This window comes from Paraburkholderia dipogonis (genome assembly GCF_042680985.1).
Classification (GTDB): domain Bacteria; phylum Pseudomonadota; class Gammaproteobacteria; order Burkholderiales; family Burkholderiaceae; genus Paraburkholderia; species Paraburkholderia phytofirmans.
Genome location: NZ_JBHUFR010000010.1, coordinates 462,856 through 487,905 on the forward strand (window position 1 = coordinate 462,856; position 25,050 = coordinate 487,905).

A 25,050-nucleotide genomic window follows, 5' to 3' on the forward strand; every position below is an offset into this window, starting at 1 on the left:
TAGCCTCTTTGCTGACTGACGGCGCTAAAAACCTACTTCTTATCCACGATGATCTGATCGAACGTCCCGCCATCGGAGAAGTGCGTTTGCTGCGCTTTCTGCCAGCTGCCGAACATCTCTTCGACGGTGAAGGTCTTGATCGGCTTGAACTCCGCCGCGTGCTTCGCGAGCACGGTCTTGTCGCGCGGACGCAGATGATGCTGCGCGATGATCTCCTGCGCCGCCGGCGACCACAGATAGTCGAGATAAGCCTGCGCCTCCTTGCGCGTGCCGCGCTTGTCGACCACTTTGTCGACGATCGACACCGGCGGCGCCGCCAGCAAACTCACCGACGGATACACGGCCTCGAAATTGCCGCCGCCCACGCCTGTGTCCATCAGAGCGACTTCGTTTTCGAACGTCACCAGCACGTCGCCGATGCCGCGTTGCGTGAAGGTGGTCGTCGCGCCGCGCCCACCCGTGTCGAGCACCGGCACGTTCTTGAAGATCTCTTTTTCGAAGTCGAGCGCCTGCGCATCGGTGCCGCCGTGCTGCTTGCGATAACCCCATGCGGCCAGATATGTGTAGCGTCCGTTACCCGAAGTCTTCGGATTCGCGATCACCACCTGAACGCCCGGCTTGGCGAGATCGTCCCAGTCCTTGATGTGCTTCGGATTGCCCTTGCGTACCAGGAACACCATGGTCGTGGTGTACGGCGCGCTGTCGTTCGGCAGACGCGCGCGCCAGTTGGCCGGCACCAGTTGACCTTTCTCGGCGAGCAGGTCGATGTCGTTCGGCTGGTTCATCGTCACCACGTCGGCCTGCAGGCCTTGCAGCACCGACAGCGCCTGCGCGCTCGACGCGCCGTGCGACTGGCGGATCGATACGTTCTCGCCGCTCTTCTGCTTGTACGCCGCGATGAAACCGGCGTTGATGTCCTTGTACAACTCGCGCGTCACGTCGTACGAGACGTTGAGCAGCGATGTATCCGCGTGCGCCGTCGACATGCCCGCCAGCGCGAGCATGATTGCCGTCATGCCGGCTGCCAGCCGGCGCGATGTCCCCGTCTTGCCTGCCATCTTGTCCCCGCCTATCGATGATGAAAACCAGTGGCCGCACGAACGTGCAGCGTGAAGCGGGATTCTAACGGATCGCTTACTTGGCCAGCGGCCGCTACGCGCGTCACTCGAAGCGCGAACGGCGCGGCCCGATCACTCACACGAACGCATGCTGTACAGCCTCGAACGACTCCTCGCGAAAGCGCAGCGGCGCCGCGCAATGCACGAGCGTATCGACGAAATATTTCGCGCGCGGCCACGGACCGAAACCGGCCGCGGTGTTGATATGCCCCGCGTCGCCGAGATTGACGAACGCGCTGCCGAAACGCCGCGCGAGATCGCGCGAACCGGCGAGCGGCATCCACGGATCGGTTTCGCTGCCGATCAGGATCGAGGGCACGCCGAGACGCCGCGCGTCGAACGGTCCCGCGAAGGCGAATTTCCGCGGACTCGCGGGCGCCACGAACAGCACGCCGACCACGTCGTTCGCATGCGAGGCCTGCTGCAATGCATACGCGGTTGCAAGGCAACCGAAGCTATGCGCTGCCAGCACGAACGGCCCGCGCTCGCGCGCCAGCAGATCGCGCAACGATTTCGACCACACCGCGAGGTCCGGTGCGTCCCAGTCGGCTTGCTCGACGCGCAGCGAGCGCGCGAACTGACGCTCCAGCCAGCTCTGCCAGTGCGCGCCCTCGCTGCCGTGCAGACCGGGAACGGTGACGAGCCGCGGCGGCCATGTCGATTTGGTGCATGAAAGCATGTGTGCGCCTCGCTGCGGGAATCCGGATAGTGATTGTCCCGCCCGGCGCCGCGCGGGCGAACCAAGTTTTTGTGCTTTGTTTATGGGGCAAATGCGCAGGCAAATGCGGCGCCAGATACGGCCCGCGCGGCGGAAAGCTCAGCAACGAACCGCACGCCCGTACGCAAACGCGCGCGAATCGCGTCGAAAAAGTAGAATGAAGCCTATCCATAAAAGGAGGAGGTCTCATGCCGCAAGCGTCGTCCGCAACGCCGCAGCCGTCGCGCCGATCATGCCGTGGCTTGTTCGTCTCCAGACCCGTTCTCGCAGGCGCCTTCCGGACCGTATGAAAATCCTCTTCTACACGCCTCAATCCGATGCTGCCGCGTGGCTGCACGATCTTGCCCGCGCACTGCAGCAAGCCGATCTGCGTGAATGGCAACCGGGCGACACCGCGCCGGCCGATTTCGCGGTCGTGTGGCGTCCGCCGCGCGAGATGCTGGCCGGCCGTGACGATCTGCGCGCGATCTTCAATCTCGGCGCGGGCGTCGACGCGATCCTCGCGTTAGAACACGAACAGCCCGGCACGTTGCCGCGCAACGCGCAGTTGATCCGGCTGGAGGACACCGGCATGGCGCCGCAAATGGCCGAGTATGCGACGCACGCGGTGCTACGCTACCTGCGCCGTTTCGACGAATATCAGACGCTGCAAAACGAGCGCCGCTGGGAAGTGCTCGAGCCGCATCCGCGTGACACTTTCACGGTGGGCGTGCTCGGACTCGGCGTGCTCGGCGCAAATGTTGCACAAACGCTCGCGGCGTTCGGCGTGCCGGTGCGCGGCTACAGCCGCAGCCCGCGGCAGATCGACGGCATCACGACATTCGCTGGCGAAGCGCAGTTCGACGCGTTTCTCGACGGCGCGAAAGTGCTGGTCAATCTGCTGCCGCATACTCCGGATACGGCCGATGTGCTGAACGCGCGCACCTTCGCGAAGCTCGCGCACGGCGCCTATCTGATCAACCTGGCGCGCGGCGGGCATCTGGTCGAACAGGATTTGCTCGACGCCATCGCGAGCGGGCAGATCACCGCCGCCACGCTCGACGTGTTCCGCGAAGAACCGTTGCCGCCGGATCATCCGTTCTGGCGGGAGCCGCGCATCACGATCACGCCGCACGTGTCCGCGCTGACGTTGCGCGAAGAAAGCGTCGCCCAGATCGCGCAGAAGATCACCGCGCTCGTGCGCGGCGACACGATCAGCGGCGTGGTGAATATCGAACGCGGATACTGAACCCATCGAATCCAGTTGAAGGGAGCGCCGCCATGCGCGGCGCCGACATAGGAGACACATCATGGCCCTACCCCAGCAAGTGAAAATCGTCGAAGTCGGTCCGCGTGACGGACTTCAGAACGAAAAGGACTTCGTACCCACCGCGATCAAGATCGAGTTGATCAACCGTCTGTCGGCGGCGGGCTTTCGTAACGTCGAGGCCGCTTCGTTCGTGTCGCCGAAATGGGTGCCGCAGATGGCCGACGGCGCCGACGTAATGGCCGGCATCGAACGCCGTCCCGGCACGATCTACTCGGTGTTGACGCCGAATCTGCGCGGCTTCGAGGGCGCGCTCGCCGCGCGTGCCGACGAGATCGTGATTTTCGGCGCCGCCAGCGAAGCGTTCTCGCAGAAGAACATCAACTGCAGCATCGCGGAAAGCATCGACCGGTTCGTGCCGGTCGCGCAGGCGGCCAAGGAGCATGGCTTGCGGATTCGCGGCAGCGTTTCGTGCGCGTTGGGCTGCCCGTATCAAGGCGAAGTGCCGGTCGCGTCGGTCGTCGACGTGGTCCAGCGCTTCGCGGCGCTCGGCTGCGACGAGATCGATATCGCCGACACGATCGGCGTCGGCACACCGAAGCGCACGCGTGAAGTCTTCGAGGCGGTCACGCAGGTGTTTCCGCGCGAACGTCTATCGGGCCACTTCCACGACACTTATGGCCAGGCGCTCGCCAACATCTACGCAGCGCTGCAGGAAGGCATCGAGATTTATCACGCCTCGGTGGCGGGCCTCGGCGGCTGTCCGTATGCGAAGGGCGCGACGGGCAACGTCGCGACCGAAGACGTGCTGTATCTGATGAACGGCCTCGGCATCAAAACCGGCATCGACCTCGCGCAAGTCGTGGCGATCGGCGATTTCATCTCGACGTCGATCGGCCGGCCCAATGTTTCGCGCGCCGGCAAAGCGCTGCTCGCCAAAGCGCGCAGCGAAGCGGCCAACTGCGTTTGACGCTGGTGCAATGGGACCGCTCAACACTCATGCAATCAATCAGGACCTGAACCGATGACGGACCACGCTTCTCTCGACTCCGACGATCTCACCACGCTGCCCGACTCGGCGCGCCGCGTCGCGCTGCTGTTGCGCGAACGCGGTCACGCGGGCCGGATCGTGATGCTGCCGGAAACCGGCAAGACCTCCGCCGAAGCCGCCGCGGGACTCGGCTGCTCGGTCGCGCAGATCGCCAAGTCGATCCTGTTTCGCCGCCGTGAAGACGACGCGCCGGTGTTGGTGATCGCGAGCGGCGCGAATCGTGTGGATGAAAAGAAAGTCGCCGCGCAGGTCGGCGACATCGGCCGCGCGGACGCGAAATTCGTCCGCGAAAAAACCGGCTATGCGATCGGCGGCGTCTGCCCGATCGGTCATGCGACCGAGCCGGTCACGCTGATCGACGCCGATCTGCTCGAACTCGACAGTCTGTGGGCCGCCGCGGGTCATCCGCACGCGGTGTTCAATCTGACCGCGCAAGAGCTGATTGCGCTCACGAACGCGCCGGTGATCGACGTGGCGCTGCGCGAGACGGCGTGACGCGATGACGACGATGACGATGACAGCGGGCCTCGATAACGAAGATCACCACGCCGTGCCGTCGCCTTGCATCAACGTGTGCAGGATGGACGCGTCGACGGGCTGGTGCGAGGGATGCCTGCGCACCATCGACGAAATCGCCGGCTGGTCGTTATTCGACGACGACGCGAAGCGCGCGGTCTGGGACGCGATCGAGCTTCGCCACGCGGAGTTCGTCGCCAGGCAGCCGAAGGTGCGGCGATGAACGCCGCGCCGCGCATCGTCACGGTTGGCGAAACGTTCAGCTCGACGCTGGAGTTGTCGGCGGAGTCGGTGAAGTCGTTCGCCGCGCTCGTCAATGATCACAACCCGCTGCATCACGACGAAGCGTATGCCGCGCAAAGCCGCTTCGGCGGACTGATCGCGTCCGGCACGCAGCCCACCGCGCATTTCATGGCGCTCCTGGCAACGCACTATTCGACCTTCGCGCAACCGCTCGGTCTCGACTTCGATATCAAGCTGAAGAAAGCCGTCCACGCGAACGACACGCTCACGATCACCTGGCGCGTGAAGCATGCTTACTGGAAGCCGAGTCTGAACGGCGATCTGACGCATCTCGAAGGCTCGGTCGTGAACCAGCGTGGCGAGACCATGTTGATCGGTTCGTCGACGATTCTCGTAATGCCGAAACCCGAGGCGTCCGCGAATGCAGACACAAGCGCAAACGTAGCGCCCGATTCGCCATGATCGCGCTGCCGGAATCGATTCGGGTTTTCGAACGCGGCTGGCTCTCGTCGAACAACGTGCTGCTGGTGGACGACGCCTGCGCCGCGCTGGTCGATACCGGCTACGCCACGCACGCGCCGCAAACGCTCGCCCTCGTGCGGCAAGCGCTCGGCGCGCGGCCGCTCGACCTGATCGTCAACACGCATCTGCATTCGGACCATTGCGGCGGCAATGCGCTCTTGCAGGCGACGTGGCCGTGCCGTACCGTCATTCCGGCCTCGGAAGCCGGCGCCGTGCGCGACTGGGACGAAACGCGCCTGACGTTTCTGGCCACTGGCCAGACCTGCGAGCGCTTCGGCTTCACCGGAACGATCGCGCCCGGCGCACGCTTGCGGCTCGGCGCGCTCGACTGGGACGTGCTCGGCGCGCCCGGCCACGATCCGCATTCGCTGATGCTTTACTGCGCGGACGAACGCATCCTGATCAGCGCGGACGCGCTGTGGGAAAACGGCTTCGGCGTGATCTTTCCCGAACTGGAAGGCGAAAGCGGTTTCGCCGAAGAGCAAGCCGTGCTGGAAGCCATTGCGAAGCTCGACGTGTGTCTCGTGATCCCCGGCCATGGCGCACAGTTCACGAATGTCGAACAGGCGCTTGAACGCGCGTTTTCGCGTGTTGCGTGGCTGCGCGCCGATCCCGCGCGCAATGCAAAGAACGCGCTGAAGGTGCTGATCGTGTTCAAACTGCTCGAAGTCCGCGCGATGCACTTCGACACCTTGCTGCAAATGCTCGACGACGCCAGCGTGATGCGCGCCGCCGCGTCGATGCTCAAGCCGCGTGGTGAATGGCCCGCGTTGCTGAAGGAGATCGTCGAGGAACTGGCGACCAGGAATGGGCCGCTGGAAGTGGATGGCGCGCGCATCGTCGCGCGCGCGGCCTGACGCGCCGCCGCTGACAGAGGCAAAGCGAAATATCGTCGCTACAAAAAGAAAGCCGCTCGACCCTTGCAGGCGAGCGGCGGAAATTCTGTCGGACGTGATCAGCGTCAAGACGCATGATACGCGCGCCGGTTTTTTGACCGCATCGGTGATTTCCCTACAGAAGTTTGACGCCCGCTTTCAAAGCCGTCTGCAACACGTCGCGTTACGAGGCCCCGCAGTCGCGCGTCTTTCTATTCATTACCGATATGAATAAATTCGCGCGCCTGGTTACTCTGGAATCCGTAGCATTGTGATTCGCCGCAACAGCGCAACGCCCGTCAGGTCGACGACAGGCGCTTCTGCGGAACGATCCGCCAGCCCAGATTGACGCCGGCAGCCGCCACCAGAATCAGCACCGCCCCCAGCACCTGAATCCACGCAAGCGTTTGCCCGAACGCAACCCGGTCGACAATGATCGCCACCACTGGATAGATGAACGAGAGCGCGCCCGTCATCGAAGTCGGCAGCTTCTGGATCGCACCGTACAGGAGCACGTACATGAGGCCGGTATTGACGATGCCGAGCACGATCAGTTCGAGCCACTGCACGCCGGTTGCGGGCAACGCATCGAAGCGCACGAACGGCGCGAGCATCAGCACGCCGAGCGACACCTGGATCAGCGCGATCAGATGCGGCGGCGTGCCCTTGAGCCGCTTCGTAATGATCGACGACACCGCGTACATTGCCGCCGCGCCCACCGCGTACGCGACGCCGACCAGATATTGCCCCGGCACCGCCAGCACCGCCGGTTCGACCTTCACGACGAACACCAGGCCGACGAACGCGATCACCAGCCACGCAACCGTCGACGCGCTAATGCGCTCGCGGAACACCAGCGCGCCGAGCGCCACCAGCATGAACGGCTGCGTGTTGTAGACCGCCGTCGCCATCGAAATCGACGCGCGCGAATACGCGGCGAACAGCAACACCCAGTTGACGACGATTGCCGCGCCGCCGAGCAAGGCGAGGCCGAGCATCTTCCACGAGAACAGCTTGCGCTGGAACAGGCCGAGTAAGGCACACACGAGCGCGAGCGTCGCGCCGCCGAAAATGCAGCGGAAGAACACGACATTGAACGGGCTTTGCTGCGACGACACCACCAGCCAGCCGATGGTGCCGGACATCAGCATGGCCATGGTCATTTCCGCTGCTCCGCGGCGGATTTCGTTTGACGCCATGTTTCGATCCTCGAATTGATTCCTGCATGACGAGCAGTGTAATTAATCCGATCGTCCGAATACATGGCTAAACTTAAGCATTCTCGCCAGGCAACCTAATAATCGAAGGCCGTCATGACCAAACGCCTTGTTACTGCAACGCCCGCCCCGCTCGACGACACCGACCGCGCGCTTCTCGCTGCGCTCGCGGAAGATGCCCGTCAGCCGGTCAGCGAACTGGCGCGTCAGGTCGGCCTGTCGGCGCCGAGCACGGCGGAGCGCGTGCGCAGGCTCGAAGCGCAAGGCGTGATCGAGCGCTTCACAGTGCAGATCGATCCGCGCGCGCTCGGCTACACGCTGCAGGCCATCGTGCGCGTGAAGCCGCTGCCCGGTCAGTTGCATCTGGTGGAAGAGGTGATCCAGCGGATTCCGGAGTTCGTCGAATGCGACAAGGTAACGGGCGACGATTGCTTCATCTGCCGCCTGTATCTCCATTCGATCGAGCAACTCGACGAGATTTTGTCGAAGGTCACGGAGCGCGCGGAGACCAGCACCGCGATCGTCAAGTCGACGCCGGTCGCGCGCCGTCTGCCGCCGCTCGGCTGAGCGAGGCGCCGGCGCGGCGTCGCGTATGCGCGAAACGGAACGAACGGAAAGACTTACTGTTCGACCGCTTCGAAGAAGGACAGCATTTCGGCGACCAGTTCGTCCGGCGCTTCTTCGGGAATGTAGTGTCCGCAAGACAGCGCGCGGCCGCTCACGTCGCGCGCCACATGACGCCATTCCGCCAGCGCGTCGAAGCACTTCTCGATCACGCCCTTGTCGCCCCACAGCACGCGCAACGGGCAGCCAATCTTGTGACCGCGTTCGATGTCGGCGCGATCAAGCTCAAGGTCGATGCTCGCCGACGCGCGGTAGTCCTCGCACATCGCGTGAATCGCGTCCGGTTGCGCGAGGGCCGCGCGATAGGCGTCGAGCGCGGCGGGCTCGAACGGCGCAAGACCCGCGTGACGGCTGCCCATCACCGCGTCGACATACGCCGCTGGATTCGCGCCGATCAGTGTCTCAGGCAGCGGCTCCGGCTGGATCAGGAAGAACCAGTGGAAGTAGTGCGTCGCAAAGGTGCGGTCGGTGGCTTCGTACATCGCGAGCGTCGGCGCAATGTCTAGCAGCATCAGACGCTCGACGGCGTCCGCATGATCGAGCGCCATGCGATGCGCGACGCGCGCGCCGCGATCGTGCGCGCACACGAGAAAACGTTCGAAGCCGAAATGGCGCATCACGGCGACCTGGTCGGCCGCCATCGCGCGCTTGGAATACGGCGTGTGCGCGGCGTCGCTCGGCGGCTTGCCCGACGCGCCGTAACCGCGCAGGTCCGTGGCGATCACCGTGAAATGCTCGGCCAGTTGCGCGGCGCACTTCTGCCAGATCAGATGCGACTGCGGATGACCGTGCAGCAGCAGAAGAGGCGGCCCCGCCCCGCCCTTCACTCCAAAAATATCGACATCGCCCACGGCGACGCGAAAGGGCGTGAAACTCTCGAAGGCCATGGCGTCTCTCTCGTGATTTTGGAGTCCCTGCATTGTAAAAGCCCGATGTGTCCGCGCGAGGTGGGATAGCCCACGCAAGCATAGAACCTGAACACTCCTTCCAACTATTCCAAACGCCTCAATCGAACGCGCCCGCCGCGCTTCGCCTATAATCGAACGACCGTTCTTAAATTTTTCGCATGTCTGCGGCGGATGAATGCGCCGCAAGCCATGTGCCGCTAAACTCAGTCATCGCCGGACGCGCAACGACGCGCCGATCCGCCCAAATCAGGAGACACGCACTATGGCATTGCCCGCCGTCCTGCAAAAACTTGCGCTGCCCGTCGTCGCTTCGCCGATGTTCATCGTCAGCTATCCCGAACTCGTGCTGGCTCAATGCAAGGCCGGGATCGTCGGCTCGTTTCCCGCGCTGAATGCCCGCCCGGCTGAACTGCTCGACGAATGGCTCACGCAGATTCAGGCGCAACTCGCCGAGCACAAAGCGGCCAATCCCGATGCGCTCATCGGGCCGATCGCGGTCAATCAGATCGTCCATCAATCGAATACGCGGCTCGAACACGACGTGCGCGTGTGCGTCGAACACAAGGTGCCGATTTTCATCACGAGCCTGCGGGCGCCGGCGCGCGAAATTGTCGATGCCGTGCACAGCTACGGCGGCATCGTGCTGCACGACGTGATCAATCTGCGCCATGCGCAGAAGGCGCTGGAAGCAGGCGTCGACGGTCTGATCCTGGTCGCGTCCGGCGCGGGCGGCCATGCGGGCACGACCTCGCCGTTTGCGTTGGTCGGCGAAGTCCGGCGCATATTCGACGGCCCGATCGTGCTGTCGGGCTCGATCGCCAACGGCGGCTCGATTCTCGCCGCACAGGCCATGGGCGCGGACCTCGCCTACATGGGCACGCGCTTCATCGCGACCAAGGAAGCGCACGCGGTCGACAGCTACAAACAGGCGATCGTCAATTCCACGGCGTCGGACATCATCTATACGAACCTGTTTACCGGCGTGCACGGCAACTACATCCGCGAAAGTATCCTCAACGCGGGGCTGGACCCGGATGCGCTGCCGGAATCGGACAAGAGCGCGATGAACTTCGGCAGCGATAAGGCGAAGGCGTGGAAAGACATCTGGGGCGCGGGTCAGGGCGTCGGGCTGATGGACGACGTGCCGAGCGTGGGCGACCTGGTGCAGCGTCTGACGAAGGAATATGACGATGCGAAGGCGCGGCTCGGGATCGCGCGCTGAGGTGGTGCAGCCCGGCGTGACTCGGCGGGGTGAGCGTTGCGCGTTGGCCTGTGCGCCTTGGCGGAGGCGCTTGAGCCGGGGCGGCCGGTTCGGGGCGCTGGATCGGACACTTCGATCGGACGCCTCTGACCCACGCGCCTAAACCGGTGCGCCAGAGCTGGAACGGCTTTGCGCACTGGCCCAACTTCAGGCCAAGCCGCAGCGCTCACCGCACAGCCTGACTTACATATTGCGGCGGTACTGCCCGCCCACTTCAAACAACGCGTGTGTGATCTGTCCGAGGGAGCAGACACGCACGACGTCCATCAGCACCCCGAACACGTTTTCATCATCGATCACCGCGCGCTTCAGGCGTTCGAGCGCAGCCGGCGCCGCGTCGCGATGCTGCGCCTGGAAAGCGCGCAGACGTTGCAACTGGCTCTGTTTTTCGTCGTCGGTGGAACGGGCTAGCGCGATCGGCTGCGGCGCCTCATGCGGATGCGCGCTCAAGAACGTATTCACGCCGACAATCGGATACGAGCCGTCATGCTTGCGATGCTCGTACAACATCGACTCGTCCTGAATGCGTCCGCGCTGATAGCCGGTTTCCATCGCGCCGAGCACGCCGCCGCGCTCGGTCAGCCGGTCGAATTCGGCGAGCACCGCCTCTTCCACCAGGTCGGTCAGTTCTTCGATCACGAAGCTGCCCTGATTCGGATTCTGATTTTTCGCGAGCCCCCATTCACGATTGGTGATCAATTGGATCGCCACCGCGCGGCGCACCGAATCTTCGGTGGGCGTGGTGATCGCTTCGTCGAAGGCATTCGTGTGAAGGGAATTGCAGTTGTCGTAGATCGCGATCAGCGCTTGCAGCGTGGTGCGGATATCGTTGAAGTCGATCTCCTGCGCGTGCAGGCTGCGGCCCGACGTCTGCACGTGATACTTGAGCTTCTGGCTGCGTTCGTTCGCGCCGTAGCGCTCGCGCATGGCGACGGCCCAGATGCGCCGTGCGACGCGGCCCAGCACCGTGTACTCCGGGTCCATGCCGTTCGAAAAGAAGAACGACAGATTCGGCGCGAAGTCGTCGATCGACATGCCGCGGGCGAGATAGGCCTCGACATAGGTGAAGCCGTTCGCGAGCGTGTAGGCGAGTTGCGAGATGGGGTTCGCGCCAGCTTCGGCGATGTGATAGCCGGAGATCGACACCGAATAGAAATTGCGCACGCCATGCTCGACGAAGTACGCCTGAATATCGCCCATCACCTTGAGGCTGAATTCGGTCGAGAAGATGCAGGTGTTCTGGCCTTGGTCTTCCTTCAGGATGTCGGCTTGCACGGTGCCGCGCACGTTTTCGAGCGCTGTGCGGCGTGTGGCGATGAGTTCGTCGTCCGTGAGCGGTCGGCCTTGCTGCTGCGTCATGCGCGCGATCTGCTGGTCGATCGCAACGTTGAAGAACATCGCGAGGATAGTCGGCGCGGGACCGTTGATCGTCATCGAGACCGAGGTTTCCGGCGCGCAGAGATCGAAGCCGTCGTAGAGCATCTTCATGTCGTCGAGCGTCGCCACCGACACGCCCGAATTGCCCACCTTGCCGTAGATGTCGGGGCGCTCGTCGGGTTCTTCGCCGTACAGCGTGACCGAATCGAAGGCGGTCGACAGGCGCTTGGCCGGCATACCTTCCGAGAGCAGCCTGAAGCGGCGATTGGTGCGTTGCGGATCGCCTTCGCCGGCGAACATCCGCGTCGGGTCTTCGTTTTCGCGGCGGAATGGGAACACGCCCGCGGTGAACGGAAAGTAGCCGGGCAGATTGTCGAGCATCAGCCAGCGCAGAATCTCGCCGTGGTCGACGAATTTCGGCAGGGAAACTTTGCGGACTTCGGAGCCGGAAAGCGTCGTGACGGTGAGGGCAGTGCGGATTTCGCGGTCGCGGATGCGGACGATGTGTTTGGCGCCTGAATAGTCGGCGACGGTTTGCGGCCAGGTGTCGAGGAGCGCGCGTTCGCGTTCGCCGAGGGAGGCGCTGCGTTGGGCGACCAGGGTGTCGAGTTGCTGAAGCGGTGAAGGGGCGTCGACGGAGGTGACGTTTGCTGCTGGGTGTTTGTTTGAGTTTGGGTTGCTGTTCGCGTTGGCGTTGGCGTTGGCATTCGAATTGGCGTGCAAGTTGCCGCTCGAATTGCCACTCGGGTTGCCGTTCGGGTTGCCGTTCGAATTGCCACTCGGGTTTGCGTTCGGGTTTGCGTTCGGGTTTGCGTTCGGGTTTGCGTTCGGGTTTGCGTTCGGGTTTGCGTTCGGGTTCGCGTTCGGGTTTGCGCTCGGGTTTGCGCTCGGGTTTGCGCTCGGGTTGGCGCTCGGCTTAGCGCTCAAATTGCCGCTCGAATATTCGCTCGGGTTGCCACTCGCGCTTACCAGCGATTGCGCCACAGCCCCGGCCTGTGTACCGGCCTCCCCGAGCATCCGGCGCGCCTCGACAAGTTGCCAGCGCTCGCGCGCCAGACGCGCTTGCGCGTCGGCTCGCTCGCGATAAGCGTGGATCGTCTGCGCGATATCCGCCAGATAGCGCACCCGCGCCGGCGGTACGATGGCGTTGCGGCCGCTCGAAAAGCGCAGACCTTCGGGCGCGGCCAGACGGCCGCCGCCTGAACGCAAGCCGTGTTTGCGCAGCGCTTCGGCGACGTGCCGGTAGAGCGCGGTCACGCCGTCGTCGTTAAAGCGCGAGGCGATCGTGCCGAACACCGGCATCGTTTCCGGCGGCTTCGCGAAGTCGGCGCGATTGCGCTGCACCTGCTTGGCGACGTCGCGCAATGCGTCCGGCGCGCCCTTCCGATCGAACTTGTTGATCGCGACGAAGCCGGCGAAGTCGAGCATGTCGATCTTCTCCAACTGGCTGGCCGCGCCGAACTCCGGCGTCATGACATACAGCGATTCGTCGACGAACGGCACGATCGCCGCATTGCCTTGGCCGATGCCGGATGTTTCGACGACGATCAGATCGAAACCCGCCGCTTTGCACAGCATCAGCGCATCGGGCAGCGAGTTGGAGATTTCGCTCGACGCTTCGCGCGTCGCCATCGAACGCATGTAGACGCGCGCGCCGCCGCCCCAGTCGCCGATCGCGTTCATGCGGATGCGGTCGCCGAGCAATGCGCCGCCGGACTTGCGGCGCGACGGATCGATGGCGAGGACGGCGATGGTGAGGGAGTCGCCGTAGTCGAGGCGAAAGCGGCGGATCAGTTCGTCGGTGAGCGAGGATTTGCCGGCGCCGCCGGTTCCGGTGATGCCGAGGACGGGGATTGCGGTTGCTTTGGCCTTGGTCTTGGCTAGCGCGGACAGTTTTTCGCGGGCGGATGCGTCGATGGCGCCCGCTTCGAATGCGCTGATGAGTTGCGCGAGACAGCGGAAGGTGGGGGATGCTGGGTCGGAGGCGCTGGCTGTGTTGGCTGTGTTGGCTGTGTCAGCCACACGATCCGCGCTCGTCGCATTGCCCACGTGACTCGCCTGACTAAACGGATTGCGCACGGCATCCACGTCCTCGCCGCCGCCAGCATCGCCGCGCGAATCAAAGCGCGGCAAGCCACGCTTCGAAAACTCGTCCACCCACTCGCCAACCGGACTCTGCCCGACCGCCTCAGCCGCACGCGCGCCTTCGGCGCAGCGCGCGATCATATCGTCGATCATGCCTTGCAGCCCTAGTCGCTGTCCGTCCTGCGGCGAATAGATCTTCTCGACGCCGTAACGCTCGAGCTCCGAAATTTCCTCAGGGACAATGACCCCACCGCCGCCGCCGAACACCTTGATGCGCTCGCCGCCGCGCCCTCGCAGCAGATCGACCAGATAGCGGAAGTATTCGTTGTGCCCGCCCTGGTAGCTGGACACGGCGACGCCGTCGGCGTCCTCTTGCAACGCGGCGGTGGCGACTTCATCGACAGAGCGATTGTGGCCGAGGTGAATCACCTCGACGCCGCTCGCCTGCAGAATGCGCCGCATGATGTTGATCGACGCATCGTGGCCGTCGAACAATGCAGCCGCCGTGACAAAGCGCAGTCGCCGGCCCGCGGGCAGCTTGTGGCTGCCGGCGCGCTGCGGCGTGGACAGATCGGTCATGTCTCCCCCGGATCGTTACGCGTATGGGTGCTGGCAACCAGTATAGCGAAACGGGTCAGGGTGCCGCGGTAGCCTGGGCGGCCTAGCGCACCGCCAACGCCTTGATCTCTTCCAGCGACGGCCACAGCGATTCGTTCGCGAACCGCTCGGCGAGAAAGTCGACAAACGAGCGCACCTTGGCCGACAGATGCCGGCGGCTCGCGTAGACCACGTGAATGGGCAGCTCGCGCGGCGGTACGTCGTCCACCAGCAGCGGCACGAGACGCCCCGCGGCGAGATCGTCGCCGATCACTTCGGTGCCGAGCATCGCGATGCCCGCGCCTTGCAGCACGATCACGCGCTGCGCTTCCAGATGATTGACGATCAGATTCCCCGTCAGACGCACGCGCGGCGAGGCGTCGCCGGTGGCGGGCGCGATTTCGAGCGCCGACACGCCCGCGTATTGCAGATAGTTGTGGCGCGCCAGATCGGCGACGGTCTTCGGCGTGCCGTGCCGCTTCAGATACGCCGGCGACGCGCACAGCACGAGGTGCGCGGTCGCGATCTGCCGCGCGATCAGTGAAGAAGACTTCAGCCCGCTCGGCGACGCGCGGATCGCGACATCGAAACCCTCGTCGATCAATTCGACCACGCGGTCCGACAAGGTCATATCGACGGTGACCTGCGGATACTGCGCGGCGTAGTCGGCCACCGCGGCCATCACGTGGCTCAAGCCGAACGCCGACAGCGACGACACGCGCAAGCGCCCCTGCGGCACGACGCTCGCCGCGCCGACCACCTGCTCGGCCTCCTCGAGTTCGGTGAGCACCTGGCTCAGGCGCTCGTAGTACTCGCGGCCCGCTTCGGTCGGCGCGACCCGCCGTGTGGTGCGGTTCAACAGTCGCGCGCCGAGCTGCTGTTCGAGGTGCATCACGTGCTTGCTCGCCATGGCCGCCGACATCTCCATCCGCTCAGCCGCGCCGACAAAGCTGCCGACTTCGACCACATGGCGGAACACTTTCATGCTGACGAGGGTATCCATCTCAATCGCTCGCTTTGGGAATCAATCGACGTCATTTTGCCGGGTTTATCAAAGACTGGTCGGCAAAACGGCTTCCAAGGGCAGGAATACCGAGGCGCAGAAGCAAAAAAACCCGCCTTCCGAAGAAGACGGGCTTGGAGATCAAACTGATGCGGCCGCTACAGGAAGCCTGCAAGCAGGTGTCGAGCGGCGCGGCCGTGAAGCTTAGAACTTCGCGCGCAGGCCGACGCCGTAGGTGTTGCCGCTCGACAGGTTGGAGATATGGTCGTACATGTAGGCGGCGTAGATGTCCGTGCGCTTGGACAGCGGATAGTCGTAGCCGACCGCTGCCGTCTGACGGGTCTGATCGAAGCCGCCGCCGTCGCGCGAGTAAGCATACGACGCCATCACCGAGCCCGGGCCGAACGGCACCGTCGCGCCGCCTTGCGCCGTGTTCACGTGCCAGCTCGTGACCTGCTGGTCGTTGTACGTGTACATGTACTGGCCGAAGAACTTCACGAACTTCAGGTCGTACGACACGCCGACTTGCGCGACGCTCTGGCTCTTCAGGCCGGGCACGCCCGACGTGCCGAAGCTGCCGAGGTCGCTCGGCACATTGTTGAAGTTCACGTACTGATACACCGCCGTGGCCGCGAACGGGCCGTGGAAGTACAGCACCTGGCCGCTCCACTTCTTCGCGCCGTTCTCGGTGGTGTTGCCGAGCGCGTACATGGCCGTCGCGCTCAAGCCGTTGAAGTTCGGCGACGCGTACGACACCGCGTTGCTCCAACCCGAATCGCCGGTAACGCCCTGATCCGTCGAGTAGGTCGGGAACGTGCCGAGGCCCAGGTACGTGTGCCAGACCATCGGCGAGAACTGGTACGAGTCGACGAACGGGTTGAACAGAATCGTCGACACGAACAGCGGCGTCGTCAGACGGCCGGCCGTGACCGTACCGTAGGGCGATTCGATACCGACGTACGCGTTACGCGAGAACATCGTGTCGCCCGTGAAGCGGCCATACTGGCCGTTTTGCGCCAGGAAGAACCCTTCCAACGCGAAGATCGCCTTGTAGCCGTTGCCCAGATCCTCCGCCCCTTTCAAGCCCCAGTACGAAGTCGACATGCCGCCGCCCGAGACCTGCACCGCGGTCTTGCCGCCCGGGAATTTCTGCGCGCCGACCCATTCGTCGACCTGACCGTAGAGTTGCACGCTCGATTGCGCAAAAGCAGACGATGCACTGGCCAGCAGAGCGGCACACGCGGTTGCCTTGAGGGTGGTCTTCAGCGCACCGCTGATGCTTGTTTTCATGGGTTCTCCTGTCTTTGTCAAAAAGGGTGTGGCTGTGCGAAAGGGGGAGCTCGCGCGAATCATTGTTGTTGTCCGTTCGATCATCGAGCCAATCTGGGCGGGACCATCTTTGCGGACCATTTTTATGGACAAAAATATCGTTGGTTATTGCCGGTATATCGGTCTGATTAGTTTTGTCGCATATCGGCCTGATAAAGCCATGGCCGATGGCGCGTTCGCCGTGACGCCGCAAGTTTTGCCGCAGCGCGCAAAGCGGTGCTCACATTGCAGCGGACGGGTTGATAACGCCTCAGATGACATGCGGATGACGCGCCGCCGCAGAAACGACCAAATTTGACGATGGGAGAGGGTGTGCTGCCGAGCGTTTTCAAAAAAGTGTGGCGTCGAAACGTCACATTGACCGCGGGCGTTAGGGGTGAAGGCGAGGCGGAAGGCCGCCGTCAAGCGGTTTGAAAGGCAGGCGAGCTGGTACGGCGGGGCTAGCCGATGAGAATTTGGGAGGACGAAATGGGCAGAGTCGCCTCGCATGCGGCTTGCGATGAGGCATGCATAAGGGCGTGGTCGGATACCCAAGTGCGGGCGCCAGAACAATGTCGAAGCGTCAGGGAGATAAAAACAGATGTGTGCTTGCGCAGCCTAAACGGCAAACACTGGTTGCTCACGCAACAACCGCAACGCACAGCGCACTCAGCGCGATCGGCTAGTTCCGGTAAGGTGAGCCTTCCGATTGGCGCGGGTCGTCGGACTGGCGCTGCATGGCGCGCTGCGAACCGCGTTCTTCGTTGTAACGGGCGATATCGGCGCGAATCGAGCCGGTACGAACCGGCGCATTGGCCGGCGGCCGCGGCACCGTGCGCGACTCCGCACTGACCGGGGTGATCGCGCCGGCATACTGCATGCTGCCGCGACCGTCGCCTGCGTATCCGGCCGGGCCCGCGACACGGCGCACGCCAGGCTTGTAGACGTCGAAACCGTCGGCGTAAGCTCCGCCCGCGAAGTTCGCTCCGCCACGGGGCAGACGCGCGTTACGATCGGCCACGGCATTGCGCGCGGATGCTGCTGCGGCCCCGCCGTAGTAGCGGCCGCCGTTTTGCATTTCGCCGCGCACGGCGTGATTCGCTTCGGCATGCGAATAACCGCCACCGCCGCCGTGCGGCACGCCTGGCGCTTTCGCATAGGCGAACGAGCACAGCGCAGCGATGACCGCGCCCAACGCCCAGTGCCTCGTTCTCGACAACCCGTCCACCAGTGACTCTCACGCCCGAAGACTTGCCTGAAGCCCGCCGTTCGAGCTGCGACGGACTTGTTTTGGAATGGCACGAGCGCTGCGAGAACATCGCGGCGCCGGTTATCCCGACGGCCTTTGAACCGTAATTTATGGGTGCGGACAAAGGGTGTCGAGCCAAAAAGTGTTAGGCCTCGGACTCGGATGTAACACCTTGTTACTGCGACGTTTTTCCGCGACAGAGGCCTTGCGTGAAAACCCTGAAACCGCTTGCTTTCAATGACTTGGAGAGTCCGTTTAAGCGCTCTTGTGTATGACGAATCGCGTATGGGTTTTCGCCATGATTGTCAAAACTGGATGGACCAAACGGATCACGTCACCAATACTGAAACGTGAATCATCGCGCTGTCCGAATTTTCCGGAAACACGTTTTTTGATGCACAACCCTCATTAATCAATTCGGCAAATGAATTTGCATATTTAATCGAAAATCAACAACAATAGCGGTTTCCCATAGGCTGGGACGGCGGTTTCACGCGCACGTCCCGCGCGCTCTTGTGCGTCACCGCGCGCGCTCTTCCGCGTCACCGAATCGAGATTCCGACATGGCTCGCCCGAAACTGCTTCCCGACAACTTCACCCTGTGCCTCGTTGGCACCGTGATTTTTGCCAGCTTGCTGCCGGTTCATGGGCAGGCCGCCGTCGGGTTCAACTGGGTGACGAACGTGGCAGTCGGCCTGCTGTTTTTCCTGCACGGCGCCAAGCTCTCACGCGAAGCGATCATTGCGGGCGCGACGCATTGGCGCCTGCATCTTGTAGTGCTGCTCAGCACGTTCGCGCTCTTTCCGCTGCTCGGCCTCGCGCTTAAACCGCTCCTTTCGCCACTTGTCACGCCGGCGCTCTATGCGGGGGTCCTCTTCCTCTGCACGCTGCCGTCTACGGTTCAGTCGTCGATCGCGTTTACGTCCATCGCCAAAGGCAATGTACCGGCTGCCGTATGCAGCGCGTCGGCCTCGAGCCTGCTCGGCATCTTCATCACCCCGGCGCTCGTCAGCCTCGTCGTCACCAATCAGGCGGCCGGCGGCGGCGCTTCGCCGTGGCATACGGTAGGCAACATCGTGCTGCAACTGCTGGTGCCGTTTGTGGCCGGGCAGTTGCTGCGCCCGCTGATCGGCAAGTGGATCGAGCGCAATCGCGGCGTGCTCAAATTCGTCGACCAGGGGTCGATTCTGCTGGTGGTGTACGGCGCGTTCAGCGAGGCCGTCAACGAAGGCCTGTGGCATCAGATTCCGCTCTCCGCGCTCGGCGGTCTGCTGCTGCTGTGCGTCGTGCTGCTCGCGCTGGCTCTCGCGATGACGGTATTCGTCAGCAAGCGGCTCGGCTTTAGCCGTGCTGACCAGATCACCATCATCTTCTGCGGGTCGAAGAAGAGTCTCGCCGCCGGCGTGCCGATGGCCAAGGTGATCTTCGCCTCGCATGCGGTGGGCGCCGTCGTCTTGCCGCTGATGCTGTTCCACCAGATCCAGTTGATGGTGTGCGCCGCGCTCGCGCAGCGCTGGGGCGCCCGCGACACGAGCGGCGAGACCCACGCGGCTTCGCGCGAGCGGACCGCCGCCGCCGTTGCCCGTCGGTGAATATGCGCGCAATGCAAACAGGACATTCATAAGCGCCCTCCCTGAGCGTCATTTAAAGAAGCCGCCTCGCGCGGCTTTTTTGTTATTTCACGCGGAAACGCCGCCGCTGTCGCCTCAGCCGGATGGCATAAGCCGATTCCTGGTAACGCCAAGCCGGACAGAGCCAGCGTTCAGAATGACTCGACCGAGTCAACCACCGCACCAGTCCGGTGCAACGGTTCATTAAAACTTCACTTAATTCCAGGCAAGCCCGGCCGATAAGCCGAAGGTCGAACGCTACGCCTACCCGCCATGCAACCTCGCTCGCCCTCCCGATCCGCCGCGCCGCGCGTCGAGGAGTTGATCGCCCGGCGTGAGCTGTCCGCCGTGTTCCAGCCGATCATCGATTTTGAAGACGGCGCGATCCTCGGCTATGAAGGTCTGATCCGCGGCCCGGCCGGCACGCCGCTCGAAGCGCCGTTCGCCTTGTTTGCGCAGGCGCTCGCCGAGGGCTGCACGATCGAGCTCGAACGCGCCGCCGCGCGCACCTGCATCGAAGCGTTCGCGCAGCTCGACTTCGACGGCAAGCTGTTTTTGAATTTCAGTGCGGGCGCGATGCGCCAGTTGGCCGAGGCGCGCGACGACACGCTCGCGCTGCTGCGTCATCGCGGCGTCGATCCGCAACGGATCGTGGTCGAGTTGACCGAACAAAGCACGATTCTGGATGTAGGCAGTTTCCTGCCGGTGATCACGACATTGCGCACAACCGGCGCGCAATTCGCGCTCGACGACTACGGCACCGCGAACGCCAGCATGAGCTTGTGGGTGCGGCTGCAACCGGACGTCGTAAAGATCGACCGCTTCTTCATTCACGACATTGCCTGCGACCCGCTCAAGTTCGAGGCGGTGCGCGCGATGCAGCACTTCGCCAGCGCGAGCGGCGCGCGGCTCGTCGCCGAGGGTATTGAAAACGAAGCGGATCTGATCGTGGTGCGAGACATGGGGATTGGCTGCGGGCAGGGCTTTTTCTTCGGCCGTCCGCACGCGCAGCCGGCCCGTCAGGTGACCGACGACGCCCGCGACGCGCTGCGCGCCGGCCACATCGCCGTGTTCCCCGAGACCACGCGCGCGGTGAGCAGCGCGTCGCCTTCGGGCGGCATGGCATCGGAAAAAATGCTGGTGCATGCGCCGGCGCTGCCGCGCCAGGCGACCAACAACGACGTGCTTGAACTGTTCAACCGCCTGCCCGACCTGCACGCGGTCGCGGTCGTCGAACACGACGAGCCGGTCGCGCTGATCAACCGCCGCAGCTTCATGGACCGCTACGCGCTGCCGTATCACCGCGAGCTATTCGGCAAGCGCCCTTGCCTGCTTTTCGCCAATGCATCGCCGGTTGTGATCGAGAAATCGATGACCGTCGAGCAGATGGCCAAGCTCCTCGCAAGCGACGATCAGCGCTATCTCGCCGATGGCTTCGTCATCACCGACAACGGCAAATACGTCGGCCTCGGCACCGGCGAGAAGCTCGTGCGCGCGGTGACCGAGGTGCGCATCGAAGCCGCGCGCTACGCAAATCCGCTGACCTTCCTGCCGGGCAACATCCCGATCAGTTCGCATATTGCCCGCCTGCTCGGCAACGACGCCGGCTTCTACGCGTGCTACGTCGACCTGAACCACTTCAAGCCGTTCAACGACCAGTACGGCTACTGGCAAGGCGACGAAGTTCTGAAATTCGCCGCCGTGGTCCTCGCCGACGTCTGCGACCCCACTCGCGACTTTCTCGGCCACGTGGGCGGCGACGACTTCCTGATCCTGTTCCAGAGCGACGACTGGCGCGAGCGCGTGCTGCGCGCGATCCACGTGTTCAACGAAGGCGCGCAACGCTTTTACGCGCCGGCCGATCGCCTCGCCGGCGGCATTCACGGTGAGGACCGGCGCGGCAATCCGACTTTCTTCGGTTTCGTGACGATGGCGATCGGCTGCGTTTGCGTCGAACCCGCCGGCGGTCCGTCGCTCTATAGCAGCGAGGAAATTGCCTCGGTGGCGGCGCTGGCCAAGCGGCGCGCGAAGCACGAGACGAGCGGTTTCGTGCTGATCGACGCCGACGAAAGCGTGGCCTTGTTGCGTGGACAGGCCGAAGCCGCTCACGTTTCGCTGGAGTGAAGGAGCGGCGTCCAGATCACGCGCCGGACATTGTTTAGCTATTTTTACTAAACAGCATATTTCGGGCCAACTCCCACGCCTACGGGTATTTCCGGGTGTCGAGCGAGGGTTTTTCGGGCGGTTTTAGCGCGGTTTTACTATACAATCGCCCGAACTCAAACACCGTGCGGCCGCCTTTGCGCGTCCGCCTGATTCGATGGCCACAACCATCCGCGACGTCGCCCGCGCGGCCAGCGTGTCGATCGGCACCGTCTCACGCGCACTGAAAAACCAGCCCGGCCTTTCCGAGGCCACCCGCGAGCGCGTCGTCGAAGCGGCGCGCAAGCTCGGGTATGACGCTGCCCAGTTGCGCCCGCGCATCCGCCGTCTGACGTTTCTGCTGCACCGTCAGCACAATAATTTCGCCGTCAGTCCGTTCTTCTCGCACGTGCTGCACGGCGTGGAAGATGCCTGTCGCGAGCGCGGTATCGTGCCGTCCGTGCTGACCGCCGGTCCCACCGAAGACGTGATCCAGCAGATGCGCCTGCATGCGCCGGACGCGGTGGCGATCGCCGGTTTCGTCGAGCCGGAAACGTTGACCACGCTGGTGGCCATGCAGCGCCCGCTCGTGCTGATCGACCTGTGGGCACCCGGCATGCGCTCGGTGAATCTCGACAACGCCGCGGGCGCCACGCTCGCCATGCGGCATCTGTTCGAGCAGCAGCGCAAGCGCGTCGCGTTCATCGGCGGCTCGCTCGCGCACTTCAGCATCGCGCAGCGCGCGCTCGGCTATCGGCGCGCGTTCTTCGAGGCAGGCTTGCTGTTCGACCCGTCGCTCGAAGTAACGATCGACGCCGGCCTCGACCCCGACAGCGGCGCCGCGCGCGCCATGCATCAATTGCTCGACGCGCCGGGTCCGCGCCCGGACGCCGTGTTCGCCTACAACGACGCCGCCGCGCTCGCCGCGCTGCGCGCGTGCCTCGCACGCGGACTACGCGTGCCCGAGGACATTGCCATCATCGGTTTCGACGACATTCCCGCCGCCGCCCATGCCACGCCGCCGCTGTCGACCATCTCGGTCGACAAGGAAGCGCTCGGCCGGCGCGGCGTCGAGCTGCTGCTCGAAGACGCACCCGCCGAACTGGAAGTCCGTTTGCCCGTCCATCTCATTGCCCGTGCCAGTACTTTGGTGAAAATGCCATGACGCAATCCGATCCGCTTCACCCCGCTAACGGCGCCGCCGCGGCGCCGCCCGTCGAGAGCTTCCGCTCGCGCGACTTTCTGCTCTCACATGTCCAGGACACGCTGCGTTTCTACGCGCCGAACGTGTTCGACCCGAGCGGCGGCTTTTTCCATTTCTTCCGCGACGACGGTTCGGTCTACGACAAAACCACGCGGCACCTGGTGAGCAGCTGCCGCTACGTCTTCAACTACGCGATGGCGTATCGCCAGTTCGGCGACCCGCAGCATCTGGAATACGCGCGCCACGGTTTGCGGTTCCTGCGCGAAGCGCATTGGGACGCCCAGCACGAAGGCTACGACTGGGAGATCGAATGGCACGACGGCAAGAAGCGCACGCTTGACGCGACGCGCCACTGCTACGGCCTCGCGTTCGTCCTGCTCGCTTATTCGCATGCGGCGATGGCCGGCATCGAAGAAGCCAAGCCGATGATCGGCGCGACCTTCGAGCTGATGGAACACCGCTTCTGGGACGCCGCCGCGGGCCTCTACGCCGACGAAGCGTCGCCGGACTGGCGGGTCAGTTCGTACCGTGGCCAGAACGCGAACATGCACACCACCGAGGCGCTGCTCGCCGCGCACGAAGCGACCCGGCATCTCGTCTATCTGGATCGCGCGGAGCGGGTGGCGTCGAATATCACGCTGCGCCAGGCGAAGCTGTCGCAGGGTCTGGTGTGGGAGCACTTTCACGCGGACTGGTCGGTCGACTGGCACTACAACGAGGAAGACAGCTCGAACATCTTCCGCCCGTGGGGCTTTCAGCCGGGGCATCAAACCGAATGGGCGAAACTGCTGCTGATTCTCGAACGCTTCCGTCCGTTGCCGTGGCTGCTGCCGCGCGCCATCGAACTGTTCGACGCCGCCATGACCCACGCGTGGGACGAAGACCACGGCGGCCTCTACTACGGTTTCGGCCCCGACGGCACCGTGTGCGACCACGACAAGTATTTCTGGGTCCAGGCGGAAACCTTCGCGACGGCCGCGCTGCTCGGCAAGCGCACCGGCAACGAACGGTTCTGGGACTGGTACGACGAGATCTGGCGCTATAGCTGGGCGCATTTCGTCGATCACAAGTATGGCGCGTGGTATCGCATCCTCACCTGCGACAACCGCAAATACAGCGACGAAAAGAGCCCGGCCGGCAAGACCGACTATCACACCATGGGCGCGTGCTACGAAGTACTGGCCCACGCGCTGCCCGACGGGGCCGCCGCTGCGCCCGAATCCGCGGAGCAAACAAAATGAGCAATCAGAGCGCGAACCACGAATTTCCCTTCTTCGTCTCGGCCGGCGACATCCTCACCGATCTCGTTCGCACCGGCGCGTCACAATGGCTTTCGCGTCCCGGCGGCGCCGGCTGGAACGTGGCGCGCTGCGTCGCGCGGCTCGGTCTGCCGACGGCTTGCGCAGGGTCGTTAGGCGTCGATAACTTCTCGGATGAGTTGTGGAACGCAAGCGTCGCGGCCGGGCTCGACATGCGCTTCATGCAGCGCGTGGAGCGGCCGCCCTTGCTGGCGATCGTCCATCAGACGCATCCGCCCGCGTACTTCTTCATGGGCGAGAACAGCGCCGATCTCGCCTTCGATCCGGCACAACTGCCGGCGGGCTGGATGGGTCAGGTGAAATGGGCGCATTTCGGTTGTATCAGCCTCGTGCGGCAGCCCATCGGCAACACGCTCGCCACGCTCGCGGCCGAGTTGCGTTCGCAAGGCGTGAAGATCAGTTTCGATCCGAACTACCGCAATCTGATGGAGCACGGCTACGAACCCACGTTGCGAAAAATGGCCGCGCTCGCCGATCTGATCAAGGTGTCCGACGAAGACTTGCGCCTGATCTTCAAGACCGACGACGAAGCCGGCGCGCTTGCGCAGTTGCGGGCCATGAATCCAGCGGCAACCGTGCTGGTGACGCGCGGACCGGGAACCGCCGTGCTGATCGACGGCGCCATGGTGACCGAGGCGCAGCCGCCGCGCGTCGAGGTGGTCGATACGGTCGGCGCGGGCGATGCGTCGATCGGCGGCTTGCTGTTCAGCCTGATGACCGCGCCGCAGCGCGCATGGCCGGAGCATCTGGCGTTCGCGCTGGCCGCCGGCGCGGCCGCCTGCCGGCATGCCGGCGCGCACGCGCCGTCGCTCGATGAGGTGGTCGCGCTGCTGTAATTCTGTTGCCTTGTGCGGCGC

General features: G+C 64.0%; 23 protein-coding genes. 15 read left to right on the forward strand and 8 right to left on the reverse strand.

The annotated features are described in order from the left end of the window. Positions 1–32: 32 nt before the first annotated feature. Positions 33–1,058, reverse strand: a complete 1,026-nt coding sequence (locus tag ACFSNN_RS14620; protein ID WP_134457290.1) for a sulfate ABC transporter substrate-binding protein — start codon at positions 1,056–1,058, stop codon at positions 33–35. 136 nt (positions 1,059–1,194) lie between these two features. Then, complete coding sequence (locus ACFSNN_RS14625) at positions 1,195–1,797, reverse strand: RBBP9/YdeN family alpha/beta hydrolase (protein WP_134457291.1); 603 nt, start codon at positions 1,795–1,797, stop codon at positions 1,195–1,197. 325 nt (positions 1,798–2,122) lie between these two features. On the opposite strand from ACFSNN_RS14625, the gene ACFSNN_RS14630 reads away from it, so the two are divergent. The 6 genes from ACFSNN_RS14630 (at position 2,123) to ACFSNN_RS14655 (ending at position 6,271) form a co-directional block, all read left to right on the forward strand. Then, positions 2,123–3,064 (forward strand): 2-hydroxyacid dehydrogenase, encoded by a 942-nt coding sequence (locus tag ACFSNN_RS14630; protein WP_134457292.1) that lies wholly within the window; start codon positions 2,123–2,125, stop codon positions 3,062–3,064. A 61-nt stretch (positions 3,065–3,125) separates the two neighbouring features. Next, positions 3,126–4,052, forward strand: coding sequence for a hydroxymethylglutaryl-CoA lyase (locus ACFSNN_RS14635; protein ID WP_134457293.1), 927 nt, complete (start codon positions 3,126–3,128; stop codon positions 4,050–4,052). Positions 4,053–4,106: 54 nt separating this feature from the next. Then, on the forward strand, positions 4,107–4,628 hold the full coding sequence (locus tag ACFSNN_RS14640; protein WP_134457294.1) for a YbaK/EbsC family protein: 522 nt from the start codon (positions 4,107–4,109) through the stop codon (positions 4,626–4,628). Positions 4,629–4,632: 4 nt separating this feature from the next. Continuing rightward, on the forward strand, positions 4,633–4,872 hold the full coding sequence (locus ACFSNN_RS14645; protein ID WP_377688804.1) for a DUF1289 domain-containing protein: 240 nt from the start codon (positions 4,633–4,635) through the stop codon (positions 4,870–4,872). After that, positions 4,869–5,354 (forward strand): MaoC family dehydratase, encoded by a 486-nt coding sequence (locus ACFSNN_RS14650; protein WP_134457295.1) that lies wholly within the window; start codon positions 4,869–4,871, stop codon positions 5,352–5,354. Before ACFSNN_RS14645 ends, ACFSNN_RS14650 begins: the two co-directional genes overlap by 4 nt. Further along, positions 5,351–6,271 carry an MBL fold metallo-hydrolase gene (locus ACFSNN_RS14655; RefSeq protein WP_134457296.1) on the forward strand — a complete coding sequence of 307 codons (921 nt, stop codon included), beginning with the start codon at positions 5,351–5,353 and terminating at the stop codon, positions 6,269–6,271. The genes ACFSNN_RS14650 and ACFSNN_RS14655 overlap by 4 nt, the downstream gene beginning before the upstream one ends. A 317-nt stretch (positions 6,272–6,588) precedes the next feature. On the opposite strand, the gene ACFSNN_RS14660 is transcribed toward ACFSNN_RS14655, so the two are convergent. Continuing rightward, entirely contained in the window at positions 6,589–7,488 is a 900-nt protein-coding gene (locus ACFSNN_RS14660; RefSeq protein ID WP_134457297.1) for a DMT family transporter, read from the reverse strand. Positions 7,489–7,602: 114 nt separating this feature from the next. Here ACFSNN_RS14660 and ACFSNN_RS14665 point away from each other — a divergent pair, with 114 nt between their 5' ends. Further along, positions 7,603–8,073, forward strand: a complete 471-nt coding sequence (locus tag ACFSNN_RS14665; RefSeq protein WP_134457298.1) for an Lrp/AsnC family transcriptional regulator — start codon at positions 7,603–7,605, stop codon at positions 8,071–8,073. 53 nt (positions 8,074–8,126) lie between these two features. Here ACFSNN_RS14665 and ACFSNN_RS14670 read toward each other — a convergent pair whose 3' ends face one another. After that, a complete protein-coding gene (locus ACFSNN_RS14670) occupies positions 8,127–9,017 on the reverse strand; it encodes an alpha/beta fold hydrolase (RefSeq protein ID WP_134457299.1) in 891 nt (296 codons plus the stop codon). A 283-nt stretch (positions 9,018–9,300) separates the two neighbouring features. Between ACFSNN_RS14670 and ACFSNN_RS14675 the strand changes: the two genes are divergently transcribed. Continuing rightward, positions 9,301–10,260, forward strand: a complete 960-nt coding sequence (locus ACFSNN_RS14675; RefSeq protein WP_134457300.1) for an NAD(P)H-dependent flavin oxidoreductase — start codon at positions 9,301–9,303, stop codon at positions 10,258–10,260. 222 nt (positions 10,261–10,482) lie between these two features. On the opposite strand, the gene ACFSNN_RS14680 is transcribed toward ACFSNN_RS14675, so the two are convergent. Both ACFSNN_RS14680 and ACFSNN_RS14685 read right to left on the reverse strand, forming a co-directional pair. Then, the gene (locus tag ACFSNN_RS14680; protein ID WP_134457301.1) at positions 10,483–14,340 is read right to left on the reverse strand and encodes a methylmalonyl-CoA mutase family protein; all 3,858 of its coding nucleotides are present in this window, start codon (positions 14,338–14,340) and stop codon (positions 10,483–10,485) included. Between the two features lie 82 nt (positions 14,341–14,422). Then, entirely contained in the window at positions 14,423–15,361 is a 939-nt protein-coding gene (locus tag ACFSNN_RS14685) for a LysR family transcriptional regulator (protein WP_134457302.1), read from the reverse strand. On the opposite strand from ACFSNN_RS14685, the gene ACFSNN_RS14690 reads away from it, so the two are divergent. Next, complete coding sequence (locus ACFSNN_RS14690; protein WP_134457303.1) at positions 15,342–15,569, forward strand: hypothetical protein; 228 nt, start codon at positions 15,342–15,344, stop codon at positions 15,567–15,569. The two genes, ACFSNN_RS14685 and ACFSNN_RS14690, sit on opposite strands and share 20 nt — an antisense overlap. On the opposite strand, the gene ACFSNN_RS14695 is transcribed toward ACFSNN_RS14690, so the two are convergent. Then, positions 15,566–16,651 (reverse strand): porin, encoded by a 1,086-nt coding sequence (locus tag ACFSNN_RS14695; RefSeq protein ID WP_134457304.1) that lies wholly within the window; start codon positions 16,649–16,651, stop codon positions 15,566–15,568. The two genes, ACFSNN_RS14690 and ACFSNN_RS14695, sit on opposite strands and share 4 nt — an antisense overlap. Positions 16,652–16,775: 124 nt before the next feature. On the opposite strand from ACFSNN_RS14695, the gene ACFSNN_RS14700 reads away from it, so the two are divergent. Then, positions 16,776–16,988, forward strand: a complete 213-nt coding sequence (locus tag ACFSNN_RS14700; protein WP_134457305.1) for a hypothetical protein — start codon at positions 16,776–16,778, stop codon at positions 16,986–16,988. Positions 16,989–17,351: 363 nt separating this feature from the next. Here the strand turns inward: ACFSNN_RS14700 and ACFSNN_RS14705 are convergent, their stop codons facing one another. Next, complete coding sequence (locus tag ACFSNN_RS14705; protein WP_134457306.1) at positions 17,352–17,897, reverse strand: hypothetical protein; 546 nt, start codon at positions 17,895–17,897, stop codon at positions 17,352–17,354. A 584-nt stretch (positions 17,898–18,481) separates the two neighbouring features. On the opposite strand from ACFSNN_RS14705, the gene ACFSNN_RS14710 reads away from it, so the two are divergent. From ACFSNN_RS14710 to ACFSNN_RS14730, 5 genes are all read left to right on the forward strand, one after another. After that, the gene (locus ACFSNN_RS14710) at positions 18,482–19,510 is read left to right on the forward strand and encodes a bile acid:sodium symporter family protein (RefSeq protein ID WP_134457307.1); all 1,029 of its coding nucleotides are present in this window, start codon (positions 18,482–18,484) and stop codon (positions 19,508–19,510) included. Positions 19,511–19,801: 291 nt separating this feature from the next. After that, on the forward strand, positions 19,802–21,652 hold the full coding sequence (locus ACFSNN_RS14715; RefSeq protein WP_134457308.1) for an EAL domain-containing protein: 1,851 nt from the start codon (positions 19,802–19,804) through the stop codon (positions 21,650–21,652). A 196-nt stretch (positions 21,653–21,848) separates the two neighbouring features. Beyond that, positions 21,849–22,835, forward strand: coding sequence for a LacI family DNA-binding transcriptional regulator (locus tag ACFSNN_RS14720; RefSeq protein ID WP_012431493.1), 987 nt, complete (start codon positions 21,849–21,851; stop codon positions 22,833–22,835). Further along, positions 22,832–24,115 (forward strand): AGE family epimerase/isomerase, encoded by a 1,284-nt coding sequence (locus ACFSNN_RS14725; protein WP_134457309.1) that lies wholly within the window; start codon positions 22,832–22,834, stop codon positions 24,113–24,115. Before ACFSNN_RS14720 ends, ACFSNN_RS14725 begins: the two co-directional genes overlap by 4 nt. Beyond that, entirely contained in the window at positions 24,112–25,029 is a 918-nt protein-coding gene (locus ACFSNN_RS14730) for a carbohydrate kinase family protein (RefSeq protein ID WP_134457310.1), read from the forward strand. The genes ACFSNN_RS14725 and ACFSNN_RS14730 overlap by 4 nt, the downstream gene beginning before the upstream one ends. The last annotated feature ends 21 nt before the right edge of the window (positions 25,030–25,050 follow it).

Coding starts and splice junctions, on each gene's coding strand:
- ACFSNN_RS14620 (WP_134457290.1), bottom strand. CDS start 1,058: ATGGCAGGCAAGACGGGGACATCGCGCCGGCTGGCAGCCGGCATGACG.
- ACFSNN_RS14625 (WP_134457291.1), bottom strand. CDS start 1,797: ATGCTTTCATGCACCAAATCGACATGGCCGCCGCGGCTCGTCACCGTT.
- ACFSNN_RS14630 (WP_134457292.1), top strand. CDS start 2,123: ATGAAAATCCTCTTCTACACGCCTCAATCCGATGCTGCCGCGTGGCTG.
- ACFSNN_RS14635 (WP_134457293.1), top strand. CDS start 3,126: ATGGCCCTACCCCAGCAAGTGAAAATCGTCGAAGTCGGTCCGCGTGAC.
- ACFSNN_RS14640 (WP_134457294.1), top strand. CDS start 4,107: ATGACGGACCACGCTTCTCTCGACTCCGACGATCTCACCACGCTGCCC.
- ACFSNN_RS14645 (WP_377688804.1), top strand. CDS start 4,633: ATGACGACGATGACGATGACAGCGGGCCTCGATAACGAAGATCACCAC.
- ACFSNN_RS14650 (WP_134457295.1), top strand. CDS start 4,869: ATGAACGCCGCGCCGCGCATCGTCACGGTTGGCGAAACGTTCAGCTCG.
- ACFSNN_RS14655 (WP_134457296.1), top strand. CDS start 5,351: ATGATCGCGCTGCCGGAATCGATTCGGGTTTTCGAACGCGGCTGGCTC.
- ACFSNN_RS14660 (WP_134457297.1), bottom strand. CDS start 7,488: ATGGCGTCAAACGAAATCCGCCGCGGAGCAGCGGAAATGACCATGGCC.
- ACFSNN_RS14665 (WP_134457298.1), top strand. CDS start 7,603: ATGACCAAACGCCTTGTTACTGCAACGCCCGCCCCGCTCGACGACACC.
- ACFSNN_RS14670 (WP_134457299.1), bottom strand. CDS start 9,017: ATGGCCTTCGAGAGTTTCACGCCCTTTCGCGTCGCCGTGGGCGATGTC.
- ACFSNN_RS14675 (WP_134457300.1), top strand. CDS start 9,301: ATGGCATTGCCCGCCGTCCTGCAAAAACTTGCGCTGCCCGTCGTCGCT.
- ACFSNN_RS14680 (WP_134457301.1), bottom strand. CDS start 14,340: ATGACCGATCTGTCCACGCCGCAGCGCGCCGGCAGCCACAAGCTGCCC.
- ACFSNN_RS14690 (WP_134457303.1), top strand. CDS start 15,342: ATGCTGACGAGGGTATCCATCTCAATCGCTCGCTTTGGGAATCAATCG.
- ACFSNN_RS14685 (WP_134457302.1), bottom strand. CDS start 15,361: ATGGATACCCTCGTCAGCATGAAAGTGTTCCGCCATGTGGTCGAAGTC.
- ACFSNN_RS14695 (WP_134457304.1), bottom strand. CDS start 16,651: ATGAAAACAAGCATCAGCGGTGCGCTGAAGACCACCCTCAAGGCAACC.
- ACFSNN_RS14700 (WP_134457305.1), top strand. CDS start 16,776: ATGGACAAAAATATCGTTGGTTATTGCCGGTATATCGGTCTGATTAGT.
- ACFSNN_RS14710 (WP_134457307.1), top strand. CDS start 18,482: ATGGCTCGCCCGAAACTGCTTCCCGACAACTTCACCCTGTGCCTCGTT.
- ACFSNN_RS14715 (WP_134457308.1), top strand. CDS start 19,802: ATGCAACCTCGCTCGCCCTCCCGATCCGCCGCGCCGCGCGTCGAGGAG.
- ACFSNN_RS14720 (WP_012431493.1), top strand. CDS start 21,849: ATGGCCACAACCATCCGCGACGTCGCCCGCGCGGCCAGCGTGTCGATC.
- ACFSNN_RS14725 (WP_134457309.1), top strand. CDS start 22,832: ATGACGCAATCCGATCCGCTTCACCCCGCTAACGGCGCCGCCGCGGCG.
- ACFSNN_RS14730 (WP_134457310.1), top strand. CDS start 24,112: ATGAGCAATCAGAGCGCGAACCACGAATTTCCCTTCTTCGTCTCGGCC.